The following is a 1,014-nucleotide window of genomic DNA, read 5'->3' on the forward strand; positions in this document are numbered from 1 at the left end:
TGAGCAGCCTCATCTGACTGGGCCAAGATGATTGTTAGTGCATGATTGGCCTCTGATCCATGGTTATGATGGCTTCAGGAGCTGGTGGGCGGTAGCCCAATGCACTGTGTGGTCTCTTTGTGTTGTAGTGTTTCCTCCATTCTTCGATGATGATCTGTGCTTCCCGTAGGCTGTAGAAGACCTCTCCGTTGAGCAGCTCGTCTCTGAATCTGCCATTGAAGCTTTCACAGTAACCGTTCTCCCAAGGGCTGCCTGGTTCGATGTAAGCCGTCTTTGCTCCCACTGCCGCAATCCAGTCCCTTACGGCTTGAGCAATGAACTCAGGACCGTTGTCCGAGCGAATGAATGCTGGAGAGCCACGCAGGATGAATAGATCGGTTAGAGCATCTATCACGTTCGTTGAGTTCAGCTTCCGATCGACCTTGATGGCCAGGCATTCCCGACTGAACTCGTCGAGGATGTTTAGTGTTCGAAAAACTTTCCCGTCATCGGTCCGGCAATGAACGAAGTCATAGCTCCAGACATGGTTGCGATACTCGGGACGCAACCGAACGCATGATCCGTCGTTTAGCCAGAGCCGTCCTTTCTTTGGTTGTTTCTGTGGAACCTTCAGCCCCTCTCGTCGCCAGAGCCGCTCAATACGTCCCTCGCTGACGGACCAGCCTGCTTCTCTCAATAAGGCAGCAATCCTGCGATAGCCGTATCTGCCAAACTGACGAGCCAGCTCAATCATATCAGAAACAAGCCTGTCTTCATCAGCGCGTCCTTTGGGGGCATGTCTCTGTGTAGAACGATGCTGCCCCAGCACCCGACAAGCTCGACGCTCCGAAACTTTGAATTGGCTGCGCACATGATCAATGCAAGCGCGACGACGAGCGGGGCTCAGAAGTTTCCCCGTGCAGCTTCCTTCAAGATCAACTTGTCGAGCGTCAGGTCAGAGACTGCCCTCCTCAGTTGTTCATTCTCCTTCTGGAGCCGCTTCAGTTCCTTCAATTGATCTACGCCCATTCCACC

The 1,014-nt window shown here is 53.2% G+C and carries 1 pseudogene; it reads right to left on the reverse strand.

Annotated elements, in window-relative coordinates:
* Positions 1–34: 34 nt before the first annotated feature.
* A pseudogene (locus RXV86_RS22025) lies at positions 35–1,014 on the reverse strand (IS3 family transposase); the annotation flags it as partial.

This window comes from Aliisedimentitalea sp. MJ-SS2 (assembly GCF_032586155.1).
Classification (GTDB): domain Bacteria; phylum Pseudomonadota; class Alphaproteobacteria; order Rhodobacterales; family Rhodobacteraceae; genus JAWHTC01.